The following is a 20,923-nucleotide window of genomic DNA, read 5'->3' as shown; positions in this document are numbered from 1 at the left end:
TGCATCACCCTGACCGATCCTGGGTGACGGCCGGACGCTTACCGTCGGTCCATGCCACTCCAGACCCGAGCGGACCGCAAAGACAAGAGCCGGCGATGCGAGCAAGGCCGCCACCGCAAGCCGTCGCCACGGAAGCCAGGAACCGGCGCCCGCCACCATGGCAATCACCACCGGCAGCGCCAGAAAGAGGGGCAGCGCCTCGGGAATACCGGCAGAGAGCGATGCCGTCGCCACGAAGACCAGCCAAGCCAAGCCCAGGCCGTAGGCAACCGCCAGCCGCTCTCCCGGTCGGACCTCCGGCAGCGGTCGCAGACGGGCGGCCAGCCGTAGTCCCGCGTCCCCGGCCGCGATCACGGCCGCCAGCAGCATCATCCCCAGCATCGCATGAAGGAAGATGCCACCAAGCACCGGCTCAAGCCCTGGCGTCATCGGCGACACCTCACGCCGCCGCCCGCCACGCCTGCAGCATCAGAACGTTCCACAGCACCGTCGAATGGTTCCGCCGGCCGTTCTGGTGATCGTCCCACAGGGACCGGACGGCCGCCGGGTCGAACAAGTCCTCCGCCGACAGCGCGGCGGGATCGAGCAGGGCCTCCGCCCACTCCCGGAGCGGCCCGCGCAGCCACGATTCCAGCGGGATGGAGAAGCCCATCTTGGGCCGCTCCACCATGTCCCGGGGAACGTAGCGGTACAGGGCCTGCCGCAACAGCCACTTGCCATCGCCGCCGCGAATCTTGAAGTGGCGCGGCAAGGTCCAGGCGAACTCCACCAGCCGGTGGTCGAGCAGCGGCTCGCGCGCCTCGAGCGACACCGCCATGGTGGTGCGGTCCACCTTGGTCATGATGTCGTCCGGCAGATAGGTGACGGCGTCGTGAACCTGCATGCGCTCGACGAAATCAGGCAGCACGTCGGACAGCGCGCCGTCGTACCCCAGGCCGACCGCGCCGCGCGCCTGCGGCACCAGCGTCCTGCCGCCGGTCCATTGGGTCATGATGTGCTCGTACAACGCGTCGCCGCCGGGCATGCCCAGCACACGGGCGACCCGATGAACCTTCTCCCCCGGCCGGGCGGGCATGCCCTTCAGCGGCAGCGCCGACAGGATGCGGTCCCAGGCGCGCGGCGGCAGGCATTGCAGGCCGCGCCCGCCCAGCGCCCGCAGCCCGCCGGGAAGGCGGCCGATCTTCCGCCACAGCGCGTCGGTCACGAAATAGCGCGGATAGCCGCCGAACAACTCATCGCCGCCGTCGCCCGACAGCGCCACCGTCACATGCTCCCGGGTCATGGCCGCGACCAGGTAGGTGGGCAGTTGCGAGCTGTCGGCGAAAGGCTCGTCGAACATGGCCGGCAGCCGCGGGATCACGTCCAGGGCCGCCGCCGAATCCAGGTACAGTTCCGTATGGTCGGTCCCCAGGTGGCGGGCCACGGCCTTCGCGTGGACGGCCTCGTCGTAGCCCTCCTCGTTGAAGCCGATCGAGAAGGTGCGCACGGGCCGGTTGCTCGCCGCCTGCATGTGCGCTACCACGGTGGAGCTGTCGATGCCGCCCGACAGGAAGGCGCCCAGCGGCACATCGGCCACCATGCGCCGGGACACGGCATCGCGCAGAAGGGCATCCAGCTGGTCGACCGCCTCGGCCTCGGTGCCCGCGAACCGATCCGCCGCCCGCGCCCGCACGACATCGGCCAGCGACCAGTAGCAGGACAGGCGCGGCTCCTCGCCGGCGCGCACGGTCAGCATATGGCCGGGGCGAAGCTTGTGGACGCCCTTGTAGATGGTGGTCTCGCCGGGAATGTAGCTGAAGCGCACCAGCGCGTCGGCGGCCTCGGGGTCCAGCTGGGCCGCCCAGGCCGGATGGGCACGCAGGGCCTTCAGCTCCGAGCCGAACAGCAGCACGCCCCGCTGGACCGACCAGTACAGCGGCTTGACGCCCACACGGTCGCGAACCAGCGTCAGGGAGCGGGTCTCGCGGTCCCAGAGGGCGAAGGCGAACATGCCAATCAGCCGGTCCACCGTGGCGTCGACCCCGTGGCGGGCGATGGATTCGACGATGACTTCGGTATCGGAATGCCCGCGGAAGACGCAGCCCTGCGCCTCCAGCTCCGCCCGCAGGTCGGTGAAGTTGTAGACTTCGCCGTTGTAGCAGATGACCCACCGGCCATCGGCCGAGACCATGGGCTGATGGCCGCCCGGCGACAGGTCGACGATGGCCAGGCGCCGATGGCCCAGCGCGATGCCGGCGTCGTCATCGGCCCAGGTGCCCGAGCTGTCCGGACCCCGATGCACCAGCGTGTCGGCCATGGTCCGCACCACGTCCTCGGGCCGACCGTTGGCGGCGCCCCGGGTGAGGTTCAGAAAACCGCTAATGCCGCACACGCTTCAACCCCCGGCTGCCGGTATCGTTTGGGGAACGCTCGCCCAATTCGACAAGGTCATATAGCGCCTCCGAAACTGTCTGGGCAATCGCCTTCCAGTCATAGTCCTCAGTGGCGGTCTGCACGGCTCCCGCGGACAGACGCTGATAGAGTTCCGGATCCTGAATGAGCCGGTAGAGCGTTTCCGCCACAGCCTCAGCGTTGATCGCTGGCGCAAAAAGCGCATTGTGCCCCTCCGTCGCCTGCTCCCTTAGCCCAGCTACAGGAGTCAGAACCGCAGGTATGCCGGCCGCGAAAACGGTGGGAAGTACGCCGGACTGGCTTGCTTCCCGGTATGGCAGGACGCAGATGTCGGAACGGCGGAGAATCTCCGGGATTTCCTCTTCGGCAATCCAGCGGTTTTCGAGGCGCAGGCACTCGGCCTCCGGCAACAAGTGGCACAATCCCTCCATGGATCCGCTGCCCCAGATTTCCACGTCGACCTTCAAGCCGCGTTCGTGTAGCGCGGCCACTGCCTGAAGGAACACGTCCAGTCCCTTGTACGGAAGGATCCGGCCAAAGAACAGCAACCGCGGCGGCCGATCGGCCGGCAGTCGACGCGGCTCCGCCGGGTGGCCGTAGGAGAACACGCCATGGGGCGCCACCCACGTTCTGCGCCGGGGAAAGCCGTGGCGCTCGTTCAGCAGGCCACGCACGCTCTCGGTGAGCGTCAGGACGCCATCGGCAGCCTTGATGTCTTGCGCCAGAAGTTGGTTCCGCGGCCAACGCTCTTCGCCCGGGTGGCGGACGGCATCGTGGACCGTCAGCATGTAGCTCGCACCGGTAGACCTTACGCCGCCCACGATGAACGCATTCCACAAGTGATCCATGGTGCAAAGCACCACGTCAATGCGGTTGTCCCGAATATAGCGGAGGAACCGTCTCCGCAAGACGGGCAGAAACAGGGAACGCAGGCCGAATTGCCAAAGATTTTCGTAGGTATCGACAAACCACGAGTCTTCGGCCTCCAATGCACGGTACTCGTTGGCGATCTCCGCCTGCCGCGACAGGGAGAGATAAACGGCAACGTCGTCCCGCTGCGATAGGGCGCGTGCAAGTTCAAGCGTATAGCGCGGCCCTCCACCACGCCGTCCCCAGTGCCAGAGCAGGACCCGCAGCGGCCGGTCTGTTGCGGTCGCGTCGGTCATGCCTCGGCGTCCTCCTTGCGATCGGTTGCAACCCGGGCAACGTCGGCGCCGTCATCGGCCGGCCATAGCACAATATCAAACCCCGCGATGGTCAGGTCCTCGTCGGACCGGCCGCGGAATTCAGGCTGCATCCGCGCGCGCGGCAGCGGCGGCGCGGGCCAGCGGTCCACCTTGCCGATCTTCCAGGCGAACCCGGCGTTGCGGAAGGCTTCGAGAATATCGCGGTAGCCCAGGCGGTTGGTATACAGGCCGGCATCGCGGATGCGGGCCGTCTCCCACGCCTCGGCCGGAAAGCGCAGATTGTTCAGGCCGCCGCCCATGTGGTCGCGCAGGTCGATGGAATGACCCATGACGCCGCCCGGCCGCAGCACCCGGCGCATCTCCCGCGCCATGATGTCAAACTCCTCGCGCGGGACATGCTCCAGCACCACGCACGACCAGATAAAGTCGACGGAGGCGTCGGGGATCTCGGCCATGGACGCCGTTCCACCCGTGAGGTAGCGGGCGTTCAGGGCGGACAGGACAGCATCGAAATCCGTCGCCTCCTGCACGGCGGCGAAGGCGGCGCTCTGCCGTCCCTGCTCCGCCAGCAGCCGGGCCGCGTTGCGATAGGCCGGAACGTCGCGCACGGCGAACGCGCCCGCGTCGAGCAGAACGGAGCCCGCCCCACCCCAGCCGCGCGTCGCCACAGCCGAAAAGAGCGAGTCCCCCGGACCCAGTTCGAGAGCGGTAAAATTCTCGGGAATGGGGCGGACGGCGTGGGCCGACTCGAAGTGGCTGCGGAACTTCTCGAAGGCGGGTGCCGGATCGTTCATGTCGCCGTGGCGGAACAGCCCCAGGCGCCGCCACATGGAATATGGCACCGGCAGCGCCGACAGGATCAGCTTGCCGTAATAGCGCCCCCACCACGGAACAGCCTTGCGCAGGCTCATGCCACCCCCTCCCCGGCTCGCCGCACGGGTGTCGCCTCCGCCTCCGCCTCCGCCGCCGCGTGCCCGGCCCACCGGCCCAGCGACCCCTGCCAGCGCAGGTAAGCGTAGAGCGCCCACAGCAGCACCGAATTGTCCTCGGCGCCGGCCGCATGACGGTCCAGCGCCGCGCGCGCCACAGATCCGTCCAGGCCCGTCTGCCGCGCCAGCAGGCCCTCCAACTCGTCGCGCAGGCGCCCCTGGCGGAACCAGCGGCGAACCGGCAGCAGGAAGCCCATCTTGCGGCGAGTGAGAATATCGCGCGGCAGGTCCTCGGCGAAGGCATCGCGAAGGATACGCTTGCGCACGCCGCCGTGCATCCGGAAGTCGTCCGGCAGCGCCAGCGCCCAGGCGGCGAGCGCACTGTCCAGGAAGGGCAGCCGCACCTCGATGCTGTGGTACATGGCGGCGTAGTCGACCTTGCGAAGCATGTCGTTGGGCAGGTTGAAGATCAGGTCCACCAACTGCACGTCGCGCAAGGCGCCCGACCCCGCCTCGCCCAGCCGCCGCCGTGCCGCCGGCAGGCCGCCGGTGTCCAGTCCAAGGCCCGCGAGCACGCCCGGGTCGGCATAGGACCGCCAGCTCAGGTAGCTGTCGACGGCATCGCGCCGCAGATGCTTGTGGAACAGCGCGGCGGCGCGCAGCCGGGGATGGGCGATGGCGTGCGGGTTGCCATGACGCGGCAGTGCCGTCAGAAGCGCCCGCGCCGGGGCCGGCAGAGTGGCACCGCGAACGATGGCCGGATAGGTGCCGTAGCCGGCGAACAATTCGTCCGCCGCATCGCCGCCGAGCGCGACCTTCTCCTCGATATGCGCGCACAGGAATGACGTCGGCAGCAGCGAGGAATCGGCGAACGGCTCGCCCAGCCGGTCGAACACGGTGTCGGCGAAATCAAGGATACTTTCCTCGTCCGCCGGCACGACCCGATGGCGCACATGCGGCAACCCCGCCGCCACGGCGCGGGCGTGGTCGCTCTCGTCGAATTCCGGGTCCTTGGGGAAGCCCAGCGAGTAGGCCGTCAGGGGCTTGTCGGAAATGCGCGCCGCCAGGGTGGTGACGACCGAGCTGTCGATGCCGCCGCTCAGCAGCGTCGCCACCGGCACGTCCGCCGTTTCCAGCCGCAGCCGCACCGCCTCGGTCAGGCGATCCCGCAGGCCGGCGACGGCCTGGCCGTAGTCAGTGGGCGCATCAGCCAGGGCGGACTGCACGGCGTCGCGCGGATCGTAGTAGCGGCCGCCCTCGATATCCGCCCGGTCCGCCCGCCATTCCAGCCAGTGCCCCGGCTCCAGCTGGCGCAGGTCGGTGAAGGCCCCGGCCGGTGCGGGAATGTAGGAGAACAGGAAGTACAGGCCGATGGCCTCGGCATCCTCGGTCACCCGCCCTTCCGCCAAGCGCACCAGGGGCGGTACCTCGGAGCAGAACATCAGCCCGTCGTCGCGCCGCAGCCAGAACAGCGGCTTTTCGCCGAACCGGTCGCGCGCCAGCGTGAGCGCGCGGGCCGCCGCATCCCACAGAGCGAAGGCGAACATGCCCTCAAGCCGCGTCAGGCAGTCCCGCCCCCATTGGCGCCAGGCAGCCAGCAGCACCTCGGTGTCCGAGGTGGTGGTGAAGCCGTGGCCCAGTGCCTCCAGGTCCTGCTTCAGGGCGCGGTAATTGTAGATCTCACCGTTGAACACGATGGTGAGGTCGCCCCGCGTCATGGGCTGTTCGGCGCGGGCATCAAGATCGATGATGGCCAGCCGCCGGTGACCGAGAGCCACCGCGCGGTCCCGCCAGACGGCACCGGCATCGGGCCCGCGATGGCGAATGAGGTCAAGCGCGCTGACCAGCCCGGCATCGTCCAGCCGATCCGCCGCCGCTCCGACGGCGCCTAGGATACCGCACATGACGTCCGCCCCGTCAGTTTGTCGAATAGGTCGAGGTAGCGCTGCCGGTTGGCTTCCATGGAATAGCACGTGCGCACCCGCTCCCGCGCCGCCGCACCCATGCGCGCGCGGAGGTCGGCGTCGGCCAGCAGCCGCGCCAGGCCGTCGGCCAGCGCCCGGGCGTCGCGCCGCACGACCAGCCCGGTAACGCCGTCCTCATGGCATTCGGTAACGCCCGGCGCATCGGCCACCACCGCCGGCAGGCCCGCCGCCATGCCTTCCAGGACGGCGTTGCTCATGCCTTCCCACGACGAGGCATTGGCGAAGACATCCGCCGCCGCGAGCACCGCCGGCACGTCGTTGCGCCGCCCCAGCAGGTGCACGCGCCCCTCCAGGTTGCGGGCCTGCACATGCGCCTTCAGGGCTTCGGCTTCTGGTCCGTCGCCGGCGATCCACAGCGCGGCGGCGGGAAAGCGGTCCGCCACTTGGGCGAAAGCATCGATGAGCATGGCCTGTCCCTTTAACGGAAGCAGCCGGCCCACGGAAACTATCACCGCACCTTCGGTGGGCGGCAGAGGCGTCAGCGGACCTGCCGCTGCACGGGCTTCAAACCTCTTCCAGTTCAGGCCGTTCTCTAGCGCAACGAGGCGGCTTGAGTCGGTGTACAGCGCCAAAGAGGTCATCACGGAACGCGAATTTCCCGCTAATGCGTGGAAGGGAGAATACAGAGCCTTGAACACGGCCCCGTAGCGCCCCGACGTTTTCGTCGTTCGATGCATATACACCCAGCGTGTACGGCGAAACAGAAGCGCCGCAGGCCATGCCGCCAGTGCGGCTTGGAAGCCATGTACAACGCAAACCGCCGGCTTACGCCGATATAGAATACGAAGAAATCTGAACTGCAACAAAAGAAGAATGGGCATCAGAACCATGAATTCGCGCCAAGCCGTACTTCCTGCGCGCGGCTGACGCCACAAACTCTGCTGCTCCAAATCGGGAGCAACATCCCTGAATAAGTCGGAACAAATGGGGTCATCATAGAGAAAGACAAACGTCTCCCGCACGCTCCCGCGAGGTTCCGCGCCAAAATATTGCGATAGCTGCTGCTCACCCCCATTGTTGCCGTAGGTTCGCATTAGGTGCACAACTGATAGATCGGAATTACCTGGAGCGCTCATTTCCCTGCGCTCCAAATCAAATCGATGCCGGTCAACTCAGATCGACGCGCTCCATGTTTGTGCACCAGCATGCTAGACCCTCCACCACACGCGCTTGAACCAGTAGACGGCTTGCGCAAGGGGGGAAGACAAGCCGTGCGCTATCGTCATCCGCTGGAACTCTCGCAAACTGCGGAGCATGTTCTGCTCCGAGAACCCGCCCTGCGCCATGACCGTCAGCGGCACCGGATGACCCAGGCCCGGCCAGCGGCGCGTCAGGCGCAGGATCATGTCATGGTCCGCCGCGACGCGGTACTGGCAGTCATACAGCCCGGCCGCCTCGTACTGCTCCCGCGACACGATCAGGCCGGGATGCGGCAGGAAGGCGGACACGAACAGGCGCCAGCGGCTGTAGGCCCAGTTCTGCAGATCGCGGCGGCCATCGTCGAACTCGCGCCACATGGCGAAATAATTGGTGCGTTGCGGGTCCAGCAGCGGCACCGCCCGCTCCAGGACATCAGGATCCGCATAGAAATCGTCGGAGTTCAGGATGTGGATCCAATCCCCCGTCGCCTGGCGCACGCCCTTGTTCATGGCGTCGTAGATGCCCGCGTCCGGCTCGCTGACCCAGCGCGAAATCACGTCCGCGTTGTCGCGGATGATGTCCACCGTTCCATCCGTCGAGCCGCCGTCGATGACGATGAACTCGATATTCGGGTAGGTCTGGGCCCGCACGCTGTCGATGGTCCGCCCGATGGTCGCGGCACTGTTGAAGCTGACAGTGACGATGCTCACCAGCGGCTGGGTGTTCATGCCGGGGCCCTTGAGGATACGGAATCGGAAACGCGGAAAAGGCGCCGCGCCAGCGGCGCCCCAGGTTCAACGCGCGGCGGAGAAGGCGTCCAGATCGGAGCGCACCATGTCCTCCACCAGTTCGGCAAAGGTGGTGGTGTGCGTCCAGCCCAGCACGTCGCGGGCCTTGGTGGCGTCGCCCAGCAGTTCCTCAACCTCGGTCGGACGGAAGTAGCGCGGGTCGACCTTCACGATGGTCTTGCCCGACGCGCTGTCGGCGCCGATCTCGTCGATGCCCGTGCCGCGCCACTCGATGGAGGTGCCGACGGCGGCGAAGGCGCGCTCAACGAACTCGCGGACGCTGTGCATCTCGCCGGTCGCCAGGACGTAGTCGCCGGGCTCGTCCTGCTGGAGCATGCGCCACATGCCCTCCACGTAGTCGCGGGCATGGCCCCAGTCGCGCTGCGCGTCCAGGTTGCCCAGGTACAGGCAGTCCTGCGCGCCATTGTGCATGGCGGCGACGGCCCGCGTGATCTTGCGGGTGACGAAGGTCTCGCCGCGGATCGGGCTCTCGTGGTTGAACAGGATGCCGTTGGAGGCATGCATGCCGTAGGCCTCGCGGTAGTTCACCGTGATCCAGTAGGCATAGAGCTTGGCGGCGGCATAGGGGCTGCGCGGGTAGAACGGCGTGGTCTCGCGCTGCGGAACTTCCTGCACCTTGCCGTAGAGTTCCGAGGTGGACGCTTGGTAGAAGCGCGTCGTCTTCTCCATGCCCAGGATGCGGATCGCCTCCAGCAGGCGCAGCGTGCCGAGCGCGTCGGAGTTCGCCGTGTACTCCGGCGTCTCGAAGCTGACCTGGACGTGGCTCTGCGCTGCCAGGTTGTAGACTTCGGTCGGCTTGACCTCCTGCACAAGGCGGATGAGGTTGGTCGCGTCGGTCAGGTCGCCGTAGTGCATGCGAAAGCGCACGTCGCTTTCGTGCGGGTCCTGATAGAGGTGTTCGACGCGGCCCGTGTTGAACGACGAAGAGCGGCGCTTCACGCCGTGGACCACATACCCCTTGGACAGAAGGAGATCAGCGAGATACGCCCCGTCCTGCCCGGTAATTCCGGTAATCAGCGCAACCTTCAACGTCCGCCCCTTCACATCAAATAACGCTCTGCCGCTGCACCACTTCGGCGTCGGCGCCCGGTTCGCGAAGGTGATAGCACTGCGATAGTGGGGTCGCAACGAATTCCTCAACCGCCGAGGGTCCATATGTCTTGCATCGGCGGCGATGCTGCGCCATTGCTGTCACCGGTCCGTGTCCGGCGACGCCGGTCCCGCCGCCGAATGTCAGTACAACGGAACCTCTGAAGCCATGACGGGTAGCACTCCGACGAGCGAATTCGACCTTACCGGCCGCCGGGTCTGGGTGGCCGGCCACCGTGGCATGGTGGGGTCCGCCGTGGTCCGGCGCCTCGCCCAGGAGCCGTGCCATGTGTTGACGGCCGACCGCGCCGCGGTAGACCTCCGCCGCCAGGACGCCGTGGAGGCCTGGATGGCGCGCGAAAAGCCGGATGCCATCGTCCTGGCCGCCGCCAAGGTCGGCGGCATCGTCGCCAACGACACCTATCCCGCTGACTTCATCCACGACAACTTGGCCATCGAGCTGGCCATCATCGAGGCGGCCCACCGCCACGGTGTGGAGAAGCTGCTGTTTCTCGGCTCCAGCTGCATCTATCCCAAGATGGCGCCCCAACCCATCACCGAGGATGCCCTGCTGACCGGCCCGTTGGAGCCCACCAACGAGTGGTACGCGATCGCCAAGATCGCCGGGCTGAAGATGTGCCAGGCCTACCGCCGGCAGCACGGGCGCGACTACATCTCGGGCATGCCGACCAACCTGTACGGCATCGGCGACAACTTCGATCCGGTGAACAGCCACGTCGTCCCCGCCCTGATGGGGCGAATCCACCGCGCCAAGGAGGAAGGGCAGGACACCGTCACCATCTGGGGCACCGGCGAGCCGCGGCGCGAGTTCCTGTTCACCGACGATCTGGCCGATGCCTGCGTCTTCATGCTCAAGCACTACTCGGGCGAGGTGGCGCTGAATATCGGAACCGGGAACGACGTCACCATCAATGAACTGGCCGAGGAAATCGCCCGCGTCGTCGGCTGGACCGGCCGCTTCGTCCACGATACCTCGCGCCCCGACGGCACGCCGCGCAAGCTGCTGGACGTCAGCCGCCTGCAAAGCCTCGGCTGGAGCGCCCGCACGCCCCTGAGCGACGGTCTGGCGCAGACCTATGACTGGTTCCTGGGCGCCCTGCAGCGGGGCGAGGCCCGCAACATCACGGGCTAGGCCCATTCCTGCACCAGACCTAGGTATAGCCGCCGATTGGGGTACCCTGACCAAAAAGAGCCGCAGCGGCTTTACCGTGGAATAACCTAGCAGCGCGTCGAGAGTTAGCTAAAAAAGCTTGGATATTTGGACAGCCACGTTGGCCACGAAACTTCTACAAGGGCATTCCGCACATGACTGAAGAGCCACTTTCTTTTACGCGCACGATCTCAGTCGTTGGCCTCGGGTATGTGGGCCTTCCTATCGCTGTGGCTTTGCGGCAGGCAGGCCACAAGGTGGTGGCCTTCGATATTTCCGAAAAGCGCATCAGGGAATTGCAGCAGGGCTATGACCGAACGGGCGAGGTCGAGTCCGAGGAACTGACCAAGGCCGACCTTTACGTGACGTCGGACCCCGCGCAACTAGGCTCTGCTGACTTCCACATCGTGACCGTTCCGACGCCAGTGACGGATGCCCGCCTTCCCGACCTGACACCGCTCCTCGAAGCGTCCCGCACAATAGGCCGCGCCCTGAAGGAGGGCGCCATCGTGGTTTACGAGAGCACGGTCTACCCTGGCGCCACCGAAGAAGATTGCATACCCGTCTTGGAAGAAGTCAGCGGCTTGACCTTCGGACGCGATTTTACGGTTGGATACAGCCCGGAGCGCATCAATCCAGGAGACCGCGAGCACCGGTTCACCTCGATTCAAAAAGTTGTCGCGGGTTCCGACCCTGCCACGGCCAAGATCATCGCCGCTGTTTACGGAAGCATTGTGAAGGCGGGTGTTTATGTCGCACCGTCCCTGAAAGTCGCCGAGGCCGCCAAGGTTATCGAGAACACCCAGAGAGACATAAACATTGCCTTGATGAACGAGCTGGCGATCATTTTCAATAGACTCGGGATCGATACGCAGGACGTTCTCGCGGCGGCGTCAACGAAATGGAACTTCCTTCCATTCAAGCCCGGGCTCGTAGGCGGTCACTGCATCGGCGTAGACCCCTACTACTTGACCCATCGCGCCCAGAGCGTCGGATACCACCCGGAGGTCATTCTGTCAGGGCGGCGAATAAATGACGGAATGGGCGCCTTCGTGGCCCACGAGGTGCTCCGACGCCTGATGGCCGACAAGCGCGGCACCAACCGGCGGGTGACCGTACTCGGCTTCACGTTCAAGGAAAACGTTCCGGACATTCGCAATACAAAAGTCATTGATATCGTAAATGAATTGCGAAGCTTCGGCATTGAAGTGCAACTTCATGATCCGCACGCCGATCCAGAAGAGACGGTTCATGAGCACGGTGTAACGCTTCTTGAGAAGGAAAATCTTCTTCCTGCCGGCGCGATCATCCTCGCCGTCGCGCACGACGTCTACATAAAGACTGGCTGGGATTTCATACTCCCCCTTCTCGACCGAGATGGAGGGGTCGTCGCGGACATAAAGGGCGTCCTCGAACAGTCTACGAAACCAAGCTCGGTGGAGCTTTGGCGCCTATAATAGGCGAGACAAGCAGGCGTAGAGTGGTCGGCCCACGAGGCCGTCCTTCCACTACGCCGCCCCAGCGTCAGGCCGGGGCGCCGCCCGATGCCGCGGGATCAAGAAGCCGCAACCACTCGCGCGCGCATCCGTCGATGGAGAAGGTTCGCTCGGCCACAGACCGCGCGGCCGCCGACAGGGCAGCGTGACGGGCACCGTCTTCCACGATCCAGGCAATTCCCTCGGCGAGGCTCGCGGAATCGCGCAGCGGCGCCAGCCATCCCGTCTCCTGGTGGCGCACCGCGTCGGGCAGGCCGCCGGTGTCGAAGGCTGCCACTGGCAGACCGCAGGCCGCGGCCTCCAGCACCACGTTGGGCAGGTTGTCCTCCAGGAACGGAGCCACCAGGACATCCGCCGCCGAATACAGCAGGGCAAGCGCAATCCGGTCGTGCAGCCGACCGATCCAGCTGGCTGGAAGCGGCAGGCGGCCCTCCTCACCCTTCGGCGCCCACCGATCGCCACCGAAGACGGCCAGGTGCAGCGCTGCGCCCGACCGCTCCGGCCGTGCCGCCAAATGCTTCAGCGTGTCGCGAAGATAGCGATAGCCCTTGCGCGAATCCGCCGTGGCGCCCAGGGCGCCGAACAGCACGATGCGGCGGTCGCGCGGCAGGCCGAGCAACTCGCGCGCGAGGGCCTTGTCGCGGGGCCGGAAGATATCGGTCTCGACGCCGGTCGGGATATGAACCACCGGCCGTCCTCCGAAGAGCGAGGAGGCCCGGGCGCAATCGCCGATCCATCGGCTCGGCGCCACTACCGTCAGGTCCAGGCCCTCGTATGCGCGGCGCTTGGCGCGCCATTCCAGCCGTGACAAGTCGTGTGCCCGGCCACTGCCCAGCATGGGACAGGCGCCGCAGGACTCGTGGTAGCGGGTGCAGTCGCCGGGGTAGTGACAACCACCGCTGAACGGCCAGATGTCGGACAGTCGCCAGAAGACGCGCCTGCCGCGAAGGCGCGCAATGTCGCGAGGCCCCATGAAGCCACCGGTGATCCAGTGGAGAACTACGGCGTCCGCCGCGGCTACTTCGGCCGGGTCAAGACGCGCATAGCTGACCCGGCTGGCAGAAAAAAGGCCGCCTGTCGCCCCGGCGGCGCGCGCCAGTCTGGCATTAGCGGCGGTCGCCACCAGCGGCCACGCCCGGCCACCGGCCGCTGAGCCTACGGTGGGGTCGCTGGATCGGCGGATGCCCGCGAGCATGCGGCTGTCAGCCCCCTGATCCAGCATAGCGCGATGCAGGCGATGCGCGGCCGCCCCGGCACCATTTCCGGCGTCGGTCTGCGTCAGGTGCAGAATTCGCATGACGGGACGGCCGGATGCGTCAACCGGCGGCGCCGCTCGGACCCGCGCCGGGATTCATGTGAACCAAGACTTGCACCCCATCCTCGGACGTGGCGGCGACCTTCCAGTTGCCCAGCTTGAACAGCTCGATGAATTCGACCCAGGCGCGGAACTCGTGGTTGGCGGAATAGAACTCGTCGAACAGGATGAAGTACTCGTAATCCATCTGCCCGCAGAGCGTGTCAAGTACCGGGCGGGTGGAAATGTAGAGGTCCGCGTCGAAGTGAATCAGGCGGATATCGCGAGGCACTTCGCCGTTCGGCATGTAACGCGGCAGGGCCTCACTGAACAAGCCGGAATGGATGCGGATGTTCGGCTGGGGCGGGGTCGGCATCACCTCGGTCCGCTTGAACTCCTCCAGCACGGCCTCCCGCTTCGCCTTGTCGTCGCCCCACAGTTCGGCGGGGAAGCCGAAGCCGCGGATGGCGCCGCGGGGCAGCCCGTCCCATTCCTCCGGCAGGCCCTCGAAACAGTCGAACCCGTGCAGCGTCATGGTCTGGGGAAGGCGGTTGACCAAATAATGCAGCCAGCCGCCGTTGTTGGTGCCGAACTCCAGGACCTGGCCGTCTGTCGCGAGGGCGGTCACCTTTTCGATGGCAATGTCCCAGATCGGGTGCTTGGACCGGTTGGCGGTGAAGCTGGGCACGACCTTCAGGTCCGGGTTGCTTGCCACATGCCGCTTCCAGAAGTGTTCAAAACGGATAGTGTTGGCGATCTTCTGGATGAACCGGCCTGCGCCGTCGACGCGGTCGACCGTTCCGTCGGACAGGAAGGCAAGCTTGGCGACGGCCCGTCGCGCGGCGGACGGATGGCGGCACTTCATCATGAACCGGATTCCTTTGGCGGCAGGATTCGCAAACGTGGTGATCTGATAGCGGAAAGCGTCCCTCCACGCAAGGCGGTGCCGGCAGCCCATATTGCAAGCTCCGGTGACGTCGGATAGGCGGCGGTGAAGGGTCCGCGCGCCGAGACGCCGGGACAGTCGATGCCCTGACGCTGTCAGATGCCGATCACGCCGCCTGGTGCGCGACCGCCAAGCGCAAGACCGGGGAGGTCGGGCTGACGGTTGCTACGCCCGACCCGGTCCTTTTCACGCCCGAGCAGCGCGGCAGCCCCTTCTTCCTTCCACGTCCGCCCCGATCAGGAAGGCGCCTTCACCGAACGCGACGCCGCGACTTTCGAGGATTACCTCGCGGACTGATGACAGGCCCGCGTGAAAACGCCCCGCCCGGTGTTCCGGACGGGGCGTAGCCGACGGCACGGGCGCCGCTGCCGATTACGCGGCCTTGGGCGCCAGATGGGCATTGGCGGCATACCATTCCACCAGGGACGGCAGCCCCTCCTCCAGGGAGATTCTTGGGGCGTAGCCCAGGGTCTTCAGCTTGGTGATGTCGGGGCAGCGGCGGCTGGTCTCGCCGGCCGGGGCTTCCGAGGGCTGGATGACGACGTCGCGGCCGAAGCTGCGCACCACAAGGCGGGCGCACTCGGCGATGGTCGTCTCCTCGGGCGTGCCGATGTGGTAGATGTTCTGATGCTCGCCGCGCTCCACCACCTTGGCCAGGCCGTCGGTGAAGTCGTCGATGTGAACGAAGGCGCGCGTCTGGCACCCGTCGCCGAGGATGGGGAACTCGATGGTGCCCTCGGGCTGTTCGGCAACGGCCTTGGCGGCACGCAGGGCGAACTGCGGCAGCACGTGTTCCCACCCCATGTCCGGGCCATAGACGTTGTGCGGCCGGAAGATGGTCATGCGATCGAACCCGGTCCGGCCGTAGTTCACCGCCAGAAGCTCGCTCGCGATCTTGCCGCCGCCATAGGAGTAGCGCGGGTTCAGCACGTCCGGCACCGACAGGGGCGCGCTTTCGTCGGTCGGCACCACGGGCGGGGTCTGATAGACCTCCGACGACGACGCCACCACCATGTCGGCGATGTCGTTGCGGCGGCAGGCGTCCAGCACGGCCAGCATGCCGCGCACGGCCACGTCCAGCACCAGCTCCGGCTTGCTGTAGAAGAACTCGGTGCCGTTGACGGCGGCCAGATGCAGGATGCCGTCCACGCCCTTGGCCGCTGCGGTCACGGCGTCGGAATCACGCACGTCCGCAACCACCATTTCGTAGGCGCCCTCGACGTCGGCAAGGCGGCGAGGTGCGCCGCGCGAATTATTGTCGAGCACCCGCACCGCATGGCCGTCGGCCAGCAGGCGCTTGACGAGCGCGGCGCCGAGGAAGCCGGTCCCGCCGGTCACGAGGTAATGCTTAGCCATTGGCCGTCTCCAAGGTCGCGGCGCCGGTGGCGGGCAGTCCCGCGCAGCCGTGGCTGCCCAGCGCCATGTAGGCGGTGCCCTCGGGCATCATCAGGTCTCGCGCCGCGAAGTTGTTCCAGAAATCATACACCAGTGCCGGTCGCGCCAGCCGTTCGGCAATGGTCGCCAGCGGCATGGCCGAGAAGTCGACGTGATTGTTCGCGATCACCACCAGGTTGGCGCCGGTCATGGCGTCCTCGATGCTGGACATGGGGGTCAGCCCGAAGGCCCCCACCTCCGAGGCCGGCACGACGCTGTCGTAGCCCCGCCACTCTGCCTCGGGAAATACCTCGCGCAGGGCGGCCAGGATGGGACGCGCCATGGTGCCGCGCAGGTCGTCTGTGGCCGGGCACCCCTTGAAGGCCAGGCCCATCAGGGTGATGACCGGGCGCGCGGGGAAGCCCTCCAGAGCCGCCGTGACGCGCCCCAGGTGCTCCACCACCTCGCGCGGCTGGCTCTCGTTGAGGCGGCGCGCGGTCAGCGTGATCTCGGGCACGATGCCGTAAGGCTTCAGCCCCTCGGCCAGGATATGCGGGTCCTTCTCCAGGCAAGGGCCGCCCACCGGTCCCGGCATGGGCAGATTGGTCCGCGGATAGGACAACTTGCCCGCGTTGATGACCTCGCTGGCGCTGACGCCGATGGCGTCGCACACGCGCGCCACCTCGTTGGCGTAGGCGAACTGGACGTCGCGCTGGGCGTTATCGACCAGCTTGATCATCTCCGCCGTTTCCAGGTCGCTGACGCGCACGGTGGTCGGCGTGAGGAACTGGAACAGTTGCGAGGCGCGAATGGTCGCTCGTTGCACGGCGCCCCCGATGATCTGCGGCAGACGGCGCAGCTCCTGCAGCGCCACGCCTTCCAGCGTGCGCTCGGGGCAGAAGGCGACATCGTAGTTGACCCCGATGCGGTCCAGGATCGGCAGCACGACCTGGCGCGTCGTCCCCAGCCGGACGGTGGAGCGCATGATGACCATGTCGCCGTCCTTGAGGTGCCGCGCGACTTCCGACGCGACGTTACTAATCATCTCCATCCGCACCTTGCCGTCGGGGCCGAGCGGCGTGCCGACGGTGATGATATAGACGGTGGCTCCGCTGTTCTCCGGGATCTCCCGAGTGACGGTCAGTCGGCCACCACGGATGTTGCGCGCCAGGACATCAACCAAGCCCGGCTCGTGAAAGTGCGGCTCCCCCTTGCGCAGCATCTCCACCACGTCGTCGCGGATTTCCACGCCCTGCACCCGGAAGCCAACGTCCGCCATGGCGGCCGCCAGCGTGAGGCCGACATAGCCCAGTCCAAGGATACAGACGTTCCGGTCCGCGAAAGTCTCAGGCACTATCATTCATCGATCCTCTTGGGACGGTAACGAGCGGGGAAAACAGGCCCGACAGCATCGCCTGGCCGATGACGGCGATGTGCAGGGCGTGGTTGAAGGCGCCCCTGGCGATGGCATCGGACAATTCGGACGGGTCGAGCAGCAGGCATTCCATACCGGGTTCGGGCTGCCACCCTTGAACGGGCGTCACGCCGGTGGCAAAGTAGCTCCAGAGGCGGTTTTCCAACCGGCCCGTATCGGGGCGCATTACCGGCAGGAGCGTGAAGCCTCCGCCCTCGGGAAGGGCCAGCCCGCATTCCTCGGCCAGTTCGCGATGGGCGCAGAGTTCCGGTGTCTCGTCGGCCTCCAAAAGACCGGCCGGCAGTTCCAGCGTCTTCCCCTCCGCCGTCGGGCGGTACTGCCGCACGACGGGCACCCGGCCATCGGCAGTGACGGCGAGAACCGATACGTAGTCCGCCTGCTTGAGCGAGTGGAAGGTGCGCGGAGCATCCCCCTCTCCCGCCGTGATGGTGCGGGCGACAAGCGTCACCCAGGGTGAGATAACCTGTTCGCTCGCCGAAATCTGTTTCATATATCGGTGGCTCCCCTCCCGAAAGCGCGGCAACTCTATGTGCGCGTATCCGGACGGTCAAGGACAACTGGCACCATCCGGAAGGCTTGAGTTGCCCGCCGGAGACGCGTATTAAGTCGACAACCACTTGAACGCATCGCGGCCCGTTCACCGTCGTGACCGAGCGCGCAGCGATCCACCGCATGATGTGACGGCAATTGCGCAGCCACAGGTGACTCGAACGTGAGTTCTGTTTCCAAGGCCCTTCGACGAAGCCAAGTCGTTTTCGTCCACGACCTCGTAATGGCGGCGGGTTCCTTCGTCATCGCCCTCTACCTGCGTCTCGACGACGACTTCTGGGAATACCTCACGCCGCAGGACCTGGCAGTTTCCACGGCAATTTTCGCCATGATCGCCGCGCCGGTGTACTGGTCCCAGGGCATGTACCGAAGTGTCTGGCGCTATGCCAGCCTGCGCGACCTGTTCGCCATCTTCCGCGCCGTGACACTGACCCTGCTGATCTTCCTGGCCGTCATGTTCCTGCTGACGCGCCTGGAATCGGTGCCCCGGTCCACCCTCGTGATCAACTGGTTCGTGCAGTTGTTCATGCTGGGCGCCCCGCGCTTCTTGTACCGCCTGCTAAAGGACGGCTCCATCGGCATGTTCCTTGAGCGCAACCAGCGCAAGCCCGTGCTGTTGATCGGTGCCGGGGACGGGGCGGACCAGTTCATCCGCGCCATGCAGAGACGCGATGCCGACTACTGGCCGGTGGGAATCGTCGCCCTGCGCGACGGCCGCATCGGCCGCGACATCCGCGGCGTGCGGGTCCTGGGCTCCATCGGAGACCTGGAACGGGTGGTGTCAGACTTGGAGCGCCGCAATGAACGGCCGGTGAAGGCGGTGGTCACGCCGGACTTCATGCAGCGCTACAACATCAAGGAACTCTTCAACGAGTGCGAGACCATCGACCTGCCGTTGGCTCGCCTTCCCCAGCTGACGGATTTCAAGAGCGGATCGCGGGTCGAACTTCAGCCCATCGCCATCGAGGACCTTCTCGGCCGCGCACAGGCCTCGCTGGACCGCGAGAGCATGCGCCGGATGGTAGAGGGGCGCCGGGTGTTCATCACGGGCGCCGGCGGATCCATCGGGTCGGAACTGGTACGCCAAGTTGCGAGCTTCAACCCCAGCAAGCTGGTCATGGTCGAAAACTCGGAATTCGCCCTCTACAACATAGACATGGAAATTTCGCAGACGCACCCGACGATGCAGCGGGAAGCCAGCCTTGGCGACGTCCGCGACATGGCGCGAATCACTGGCCTGATGATGAAACACCGGCCGCAGATTGTGTTTCACGCCGCAGCGCTCAAGCACGTGCCCATGGTGGAACACAATCCCATCGAAGGCATGAGAACCAACATCAGCGGCACGCGGGTCGTCGCCGACGCTTGCGTCGAAGCCGCCGTGGACATGATGGTGCTGATCTCCACCGACAAGGCCGTCAACCCGACGAACATCATGGGTGCGACCAAGCGCGTGGCGGAACGCTACTGTCAGGCGATGGACCTTCAGCAGAGCCTGACACCGAACGGCGGCACCCAGTTCGTCACCGTGCGCTTCGGCAACGTCCTCGGCTCCACCGGATCGGTTGTGCCGCTGTTCCGCAGACAGCTCGAAGCCGGCGGGCCGCTGACGGTGACGCATCCCGACATGACGCGTTACTTCATGACGATCCGGGAAGCCGTCGAGCTGGTGCTTCAGGCGTCCGCCTACGCCCTGGGCCAGCAGCAGTACCGGGGCCGGATCTTCGTGCTGGACATGGGCAACCCGGTGAAGATCGTCGACTTGGCGCGCCAGATGATCCGGCTGTCGGGACTCACGCCCGAAGTCGACATCGGCATCACCTTCACTGGCCTGCGGCCCGGCGAGAAGCTGTTCGAGGAAATCTTCCACGGGGAAGAGCCGCCGCTGCCGACCCCGCTTGCTGGAATCCTGCTGGCGCAGACCCGAGCCTCGAACCTCGCGGAACTGACCCGAATGGTACAGGATCTTGAGCGCAGTTGCTGCCGGAACGAGCCCGTGGCGGCCGTTCAGCAACTGCGAGCCCTGGTTCCCGAGTACCAGCCCTTGGCCGGCGCCGCCTGACGACGGCGCCAATCAAGCGACCGGCCTTTCAGGTCACGAAGGCTCGACCTCTGGCTCCGCCTTGTCCCGCTGCCGGGCCCGGGGCGCGCGGCGCGTCAGCAGCAGGAAAAGCCTTAGGATGGCCCAGGGCGCGCCCTGGCGCAGGATGTCCTGTGCACCGGAAGCCACCACCGCCGCCAGCAGGCATCCGATCATGAGAAGGACGCTCGCGCGCACGGACAGCAGGGGCTGACACCGCCGTGCCAGCCGAAGCCCCAGGGCCACGGCCAGCGCCGCCATCAGCCCGATACCCAGGACGCCATGTTCGGCAAGCGTGGTCAGGAGCACGCTGTGGGCGCGCCAGCCGTTGAAGGTCGCCGCCGCCATGTTTCCCGGTCCGACGCCGAGCCACGGACGGTCCGCCCACAGCAGAACGGCTTCCCGCCACAGCAGTCGCCGCGCGTGGTCGAGCCCGGGCATGGCTTCGATGCCGTCGCGCGCCACCGCAGCAAGCGGAATCATGTCACCGGCCGCAGAACGCAGTTGGCCGGTACCATCCAGCGCTTCAGTCGATGCGAACCGGCGCTTGAGTTGGTCGTCCGTCGGGGTGAGCGTCTCGGCCCGACTCGCAACCTCCGGCACCACGATGCGCTTCAGGTAGGCTGCCTCGTCATTGCGCTCCGAGAACCGCGGCAGGTCGGGCGAGTTGGTGCCGGGACAGGGCGTGTGCGCCCAGATCCAGCTGAGCGCCAGCAGCGGCACCAGCGACGCCGCCATCAGGAGCCGCGTCTTCCGCCCCCGTACCGCCACCACCATCCAGAATACCAGCAATACTCCCAGCGCCAGGATGGCGGAACGCGACGCCGACAGAACCACGAGCACCGCCGCGACCGACATGAGCATCCGGGCCGCCCACGGTTATACCAGTTCCGTCAATTGGTGACCTTCGCCCATCCAGTGGAGCAGACGGAGCGGATTGTTCCGGTCTCGGCCAGCGCTGCGTTCCAGGCGTCACAGCACGCGGTTACGACGGCATCGAGGTCCTGAAAGATGCGATCTGACAGCCAATTGTCCTTGAGGTGCTGCC

At 66.3% G+C, this 20,923-nt stretch carries 17 protein-coding genes; 3 read left to right on the top strand and 14 right to left on the bottom strand.

Annotated elements, in window-relative coordinates:
- From C882_RS22610 to gmd, 8 genes are all read right to left on the bottom strand, one after another.
- On the bottom strand, positions 1-429 hold a 429-nt coding region (locus C882_RS22610), incomplete at its 3' end, for a hypothetical protein (protein ID WP_043647340.1).
- Between the two features lie 10 nt (positions 430-439).
- A complete protein-coding gene (asnB, locus tag C882_RS22605) occupies positions 440-2,371 on the bottom strand; it encodes an asparagine synthase (glutamine-hydrolyzing) (protein WP_043647338.1) in 1,932 nt (643 codons plus the stop codon).
- The gene (locus tag C882_RS22600) at positions 2,358-3,557 is read right to left on the bottom strand and encodes a glycosyltransferase family 4 protein (RefSeq protein ID WP_043647336.1); all 1,200 of its coding nucleotides are present in this window, start codon (positions 3,555-3,557) and stop codon (positions 2,358-2,360) included. The genes asnB (C882_RS22605) and C882_RS22600 overlap by 14 nt, the downstream gene beginning before the upstream one ends.
- Positions 3,554-4,489 carry a class I SAM-dependent methyltransferase gene (locus C882_RS22595; protein ID WP_009543016.1) on the bottom strand — a complete coding sequence of 312 codons (936 nt, stop codon included), beginning with the start codon at positions 4,487-4,489 and terminating at the stop codon, positions 3,554-3,556. Before C882_RS22595 ends, C882_RS22600 begins: the two co-directional genes overlap by 4 nt.
- The gene (gene asnB, locus C882_RS22590) at positions 4,486-6,411 is read right to left on the bottom strand and encodes an asparagine synthase (glutamine-hydrolyzing) (protein WP_009543015.1); all 1,926 of its coding nucleotides are present in this window, start codon (positions 6,409-6,411) and stop codon (positions 4,486-4,488) included. Before asnB (C882_RS22590) ends, C882_RS22595 begins: the two co-directional genes overlap by 4 nt.
- Positions 6,396-7,073 carry a glycosyltransferase gene (locus C882_RS25620; protein ID WP_268870324.1) on the bottom strand — a complete coding sequence of 226 codons (678 nt, stop codon included), beginning with the start codon at positions 7,071-7,073 and terminating at the stop codon, positions 6,396-6,398. The genes asnB (C882_RS22590) and C882_RS25620 overlap by 16 nt, the downstream gene beginning before the upstream one ends.
- Before the next feature lie 567 nt (positions 7,074-7,640).
- Positions 7,641-8,360, bottom strand: coding sequence for a glycosyltransferase family 2 protein (locus C882_RS22580; RefSeq protein WP_009543013.1), 720 nt, complete (start codon positions 8,358-8,360; stop codon positions 7,641-7,643).
- Between the two features lie 66 nt (positions 8,361-8,426).
- The gene (gene gmd, locus C882_RS22575) at positions 8,427-9,485 is read right to left on the bottom strand and encodes a GDP-mannose 4,6-dehydratase (RefSeq protein ID WP_009543012.1); all 1,059 of its coding nucleotides are present in this window, start codon (positions 9,483-9,485) and stop codon (positions 8,427-8,429) included.
- 214 nt (positions 9,486-9,699) lie between these two features.
- Between gmd and fcl the strand changes: the two genes are divergently transcribed.
- Positions 9,700-10,683, top strand: coding sequence for a GDP-L-fucose synthase (gene fcl / locus C882_RS22570; RefSeq protein ID WP_043647334.1), 984 nt, complete (start codon positions 9,700-9,702; stop codon positions 10,681-10,683).
- Positions 10,684-10,856: 173 nt separating this feature from the next.
- The gene (locus C882_RS22565) at positions 10,857-12,158 is read left to right on the top strand and encodes a nucleotide sugar dehydrogenase (protein ID WP_043647333.1); all 1,302 of its coding nucleotides are present in this window, start codon (positions 10,857-10,859) and stop codon (positions 12,156-12,158) included.
- A 67-nt stretch (positions 12,159-12,225) separates the two neighbouring features.
- Here the strand turns inward: C882_RS22565 and C882_RS24290 are convergent, their stop codons facing one another.
- The 5 genes from C882_RS24290 to C882_RS23750 form a co-directional block, all read right to left on the bottom strand.
- Positions 12,226-13,494, bottom strand: coding sequence for a glycosyltransferase (locus C882_RS24290; protein ID WP_043647331.1), 1,269 nt, complete (start codon positions 13,492-13,494; stop codon positions 12,226-12,228).
- 19 nt (positions 13,495-13,513) lie between these two features.
- Positions 13,514-14,359, bottom strand: a complete 846-nt coding sequence (locus tag C882_RS22555; protein ID WP_009543008.1) for a TylF/MycF/NovP-related O-methyltransferase — start codon at positions 14,357-14,359, stop codon at positions 13,514-13,516.
- A 450-nt stretch (positions 14,360-14,809) separates the two neighbouring features.
- Positions 14,810-15,793, bottom strand: coding sequence for an NAD-dependent epimerase/dehydratase family protein (locus C882_RS22550; RefSeq protein WP_009543007.1), 984 nt, complete (start codon positions 15,791-15,793; stop codon positions 14,810-14,812).
- Positions 15,786-17,171, bottom strand: a complete 1,386-nt coding sequence (locus C882_RS22545) for a nucleotide sugar dehydrogenase (RefSeq protein ID WP_009543006.1) — start codon at positions 17,169-17,171, stop codon at positions 15,786-15,788. The genes C882_RS22550 and C882_RS22545 overlap by 8 nt, the downstream gene beginning before the upstream one ends.
- Complete coding sequence (locus C882_RS23750) at positions 17,158-17,736, bottom strand: NUDIX hydrolase (RefSeq protein WP_052000270.1); 579 nt, start codon at positions 17,734-17,736, stop codon at positions 17,158-17,160. Before C882_RS23750 ends, C882_RS22545 begins: the two co-directional genes overlap by 14 nt.
- A 282-nt stretch (positions 17,737-18,018) precedes the next feature.
- Between C882_RS23750 and C882_RS22535 the strand changes: the two genes are divergently transcribed.
- Entirely contained in the window at positions 18,019-19,857 is a 1,839-nt protein-coding gene (locus C882_RS22535; RefSeq protein WP_152415477.1) for a polysaccharide biosynthesis protein, read from the top strand.
- A 33-nt stretch (positions 19,858-19,890) separates the two neighbouring features.
- On the opposite strand, the gene C882_RS22530 is transcribed toward C882_RS22535, so the two are convergent.
- Positions 19,891-20,739, bottom strand: a complete 849-nt coding sequence (locus tag C882_RS22530) for an O-antigen ligase family protein (protein ID WP_009543003.1) — start codon at positions 20,737-20,739, stop codon at positions 19,891-19,893.
- Positions 20,740-20,923 lie beyond the last annotated feature (184 nt).

Source organism: Caenispirillum salinarum AK4, assembly GCF_000315795.1.
Classification (GTDB): Bacteria; Pseudomonadota; Alphaproteobacteria; order Rhodospirillales; family Rhodospirillaceae; genus Caenispirillum; species Caenispirillum salinarum.
This window is presented reverse-complemented; position numbering and strand designations above follow the sequence as displayed.

Coding starts and splice junctions, on each gene's coding strand:
- fcl (WP_043647334.1), top strand. CDS start 9,700: ATGACGGGTAGCACTCCGACGAGCGAATTCGACCTTACCGGCCGCCGG.
- C882_RS22535 (WP_152415477.1), top strand. CDS start 18,019: ATGGCGGCGGGTTCCTTCGTCATCGCCCTCTACCTGCGTCTCGACGAC.
- C882_RS22565 (WP_043647333.1), top strand. CDS start 10,857: ATGACTGAAGAGCCACTTTCTTTTACGCGCACGATCTCAGTCGTTGGC.
- C882_RS22530 (WP_009543003.1), bottom strand. CDS start 20,739: ATGCTCATGTCGGTCGCGGCGGTGCTCGTGGTTCTGTCGGCGTCGCGT.
- C882_RS25620 (WP_268870324.1), bottom strand. CDS start 7,073: ATGACCTCTTTGGCGCTGTACACCGACTCAAGCCGCCTCGTTGCGCTA.
- C882_RS22555 (WP_009543008.1), bottom strand. CDS start 14,359: ATGATGAAGTGCCGCCATCCGTCCGCCGCGCGACGGGCCGTCGCCAAG.
- C882_RS22545 (WP_009543006.1), bottom strand. CDS start 17,171: ATGATAGTGCCTGAGACTTTCGCGGACCGGAACGTCTGTATCCTTGGA.
- C882_RS23750 (WP_052000270.1), bottom strand. CDS start 17,736: ATGAAACAGATTTCGGCGAGCGAACAGGTTATCTCACCCTGGGTGACG.
- C882_RS24290 (WP_043647331.1), bottom strand. CDS start 13,494: ATGCGAATTCTGCACCTGACGCAGACCGACGCCGGAAATGGTGCCGGG.
- asnB (WP_009543015.1), bottom strand. CDS start 6,411: ATGTGCGGTATCCTAGGCGCCGTCGGAGCGGCGGCGGATCGGCTGGAC.
- C882_RS22550 (WP_009543007.1), bottom strand. CDS start 15,793: ATGGCTAAGCATTACCTCGTGACCGGCGGGACCGGCTTCCTCGGCGCC.
- C882_RS22580 (WP_009543013.1), bottom strand. CDS start 8,360: ATGAACACCCAGCCGCTGGTGAGCATCGTCACTGTCAGCTTCAACAGT.
- C882_RS22595 (WP_009543016.1), bottom strand. CDS start 4,489: ATGAGCCTGCGCAAGGCTGTTCCGTGGTGGGGGCGCTATTACGGCAAG.
- C882_RS22600 (WP_043647336.1), bottom strand. CDS start 3,557: ATGACCGACGCGACCGCAACAGACCGGCCGCTGCGGGTCCTGCTCTGG.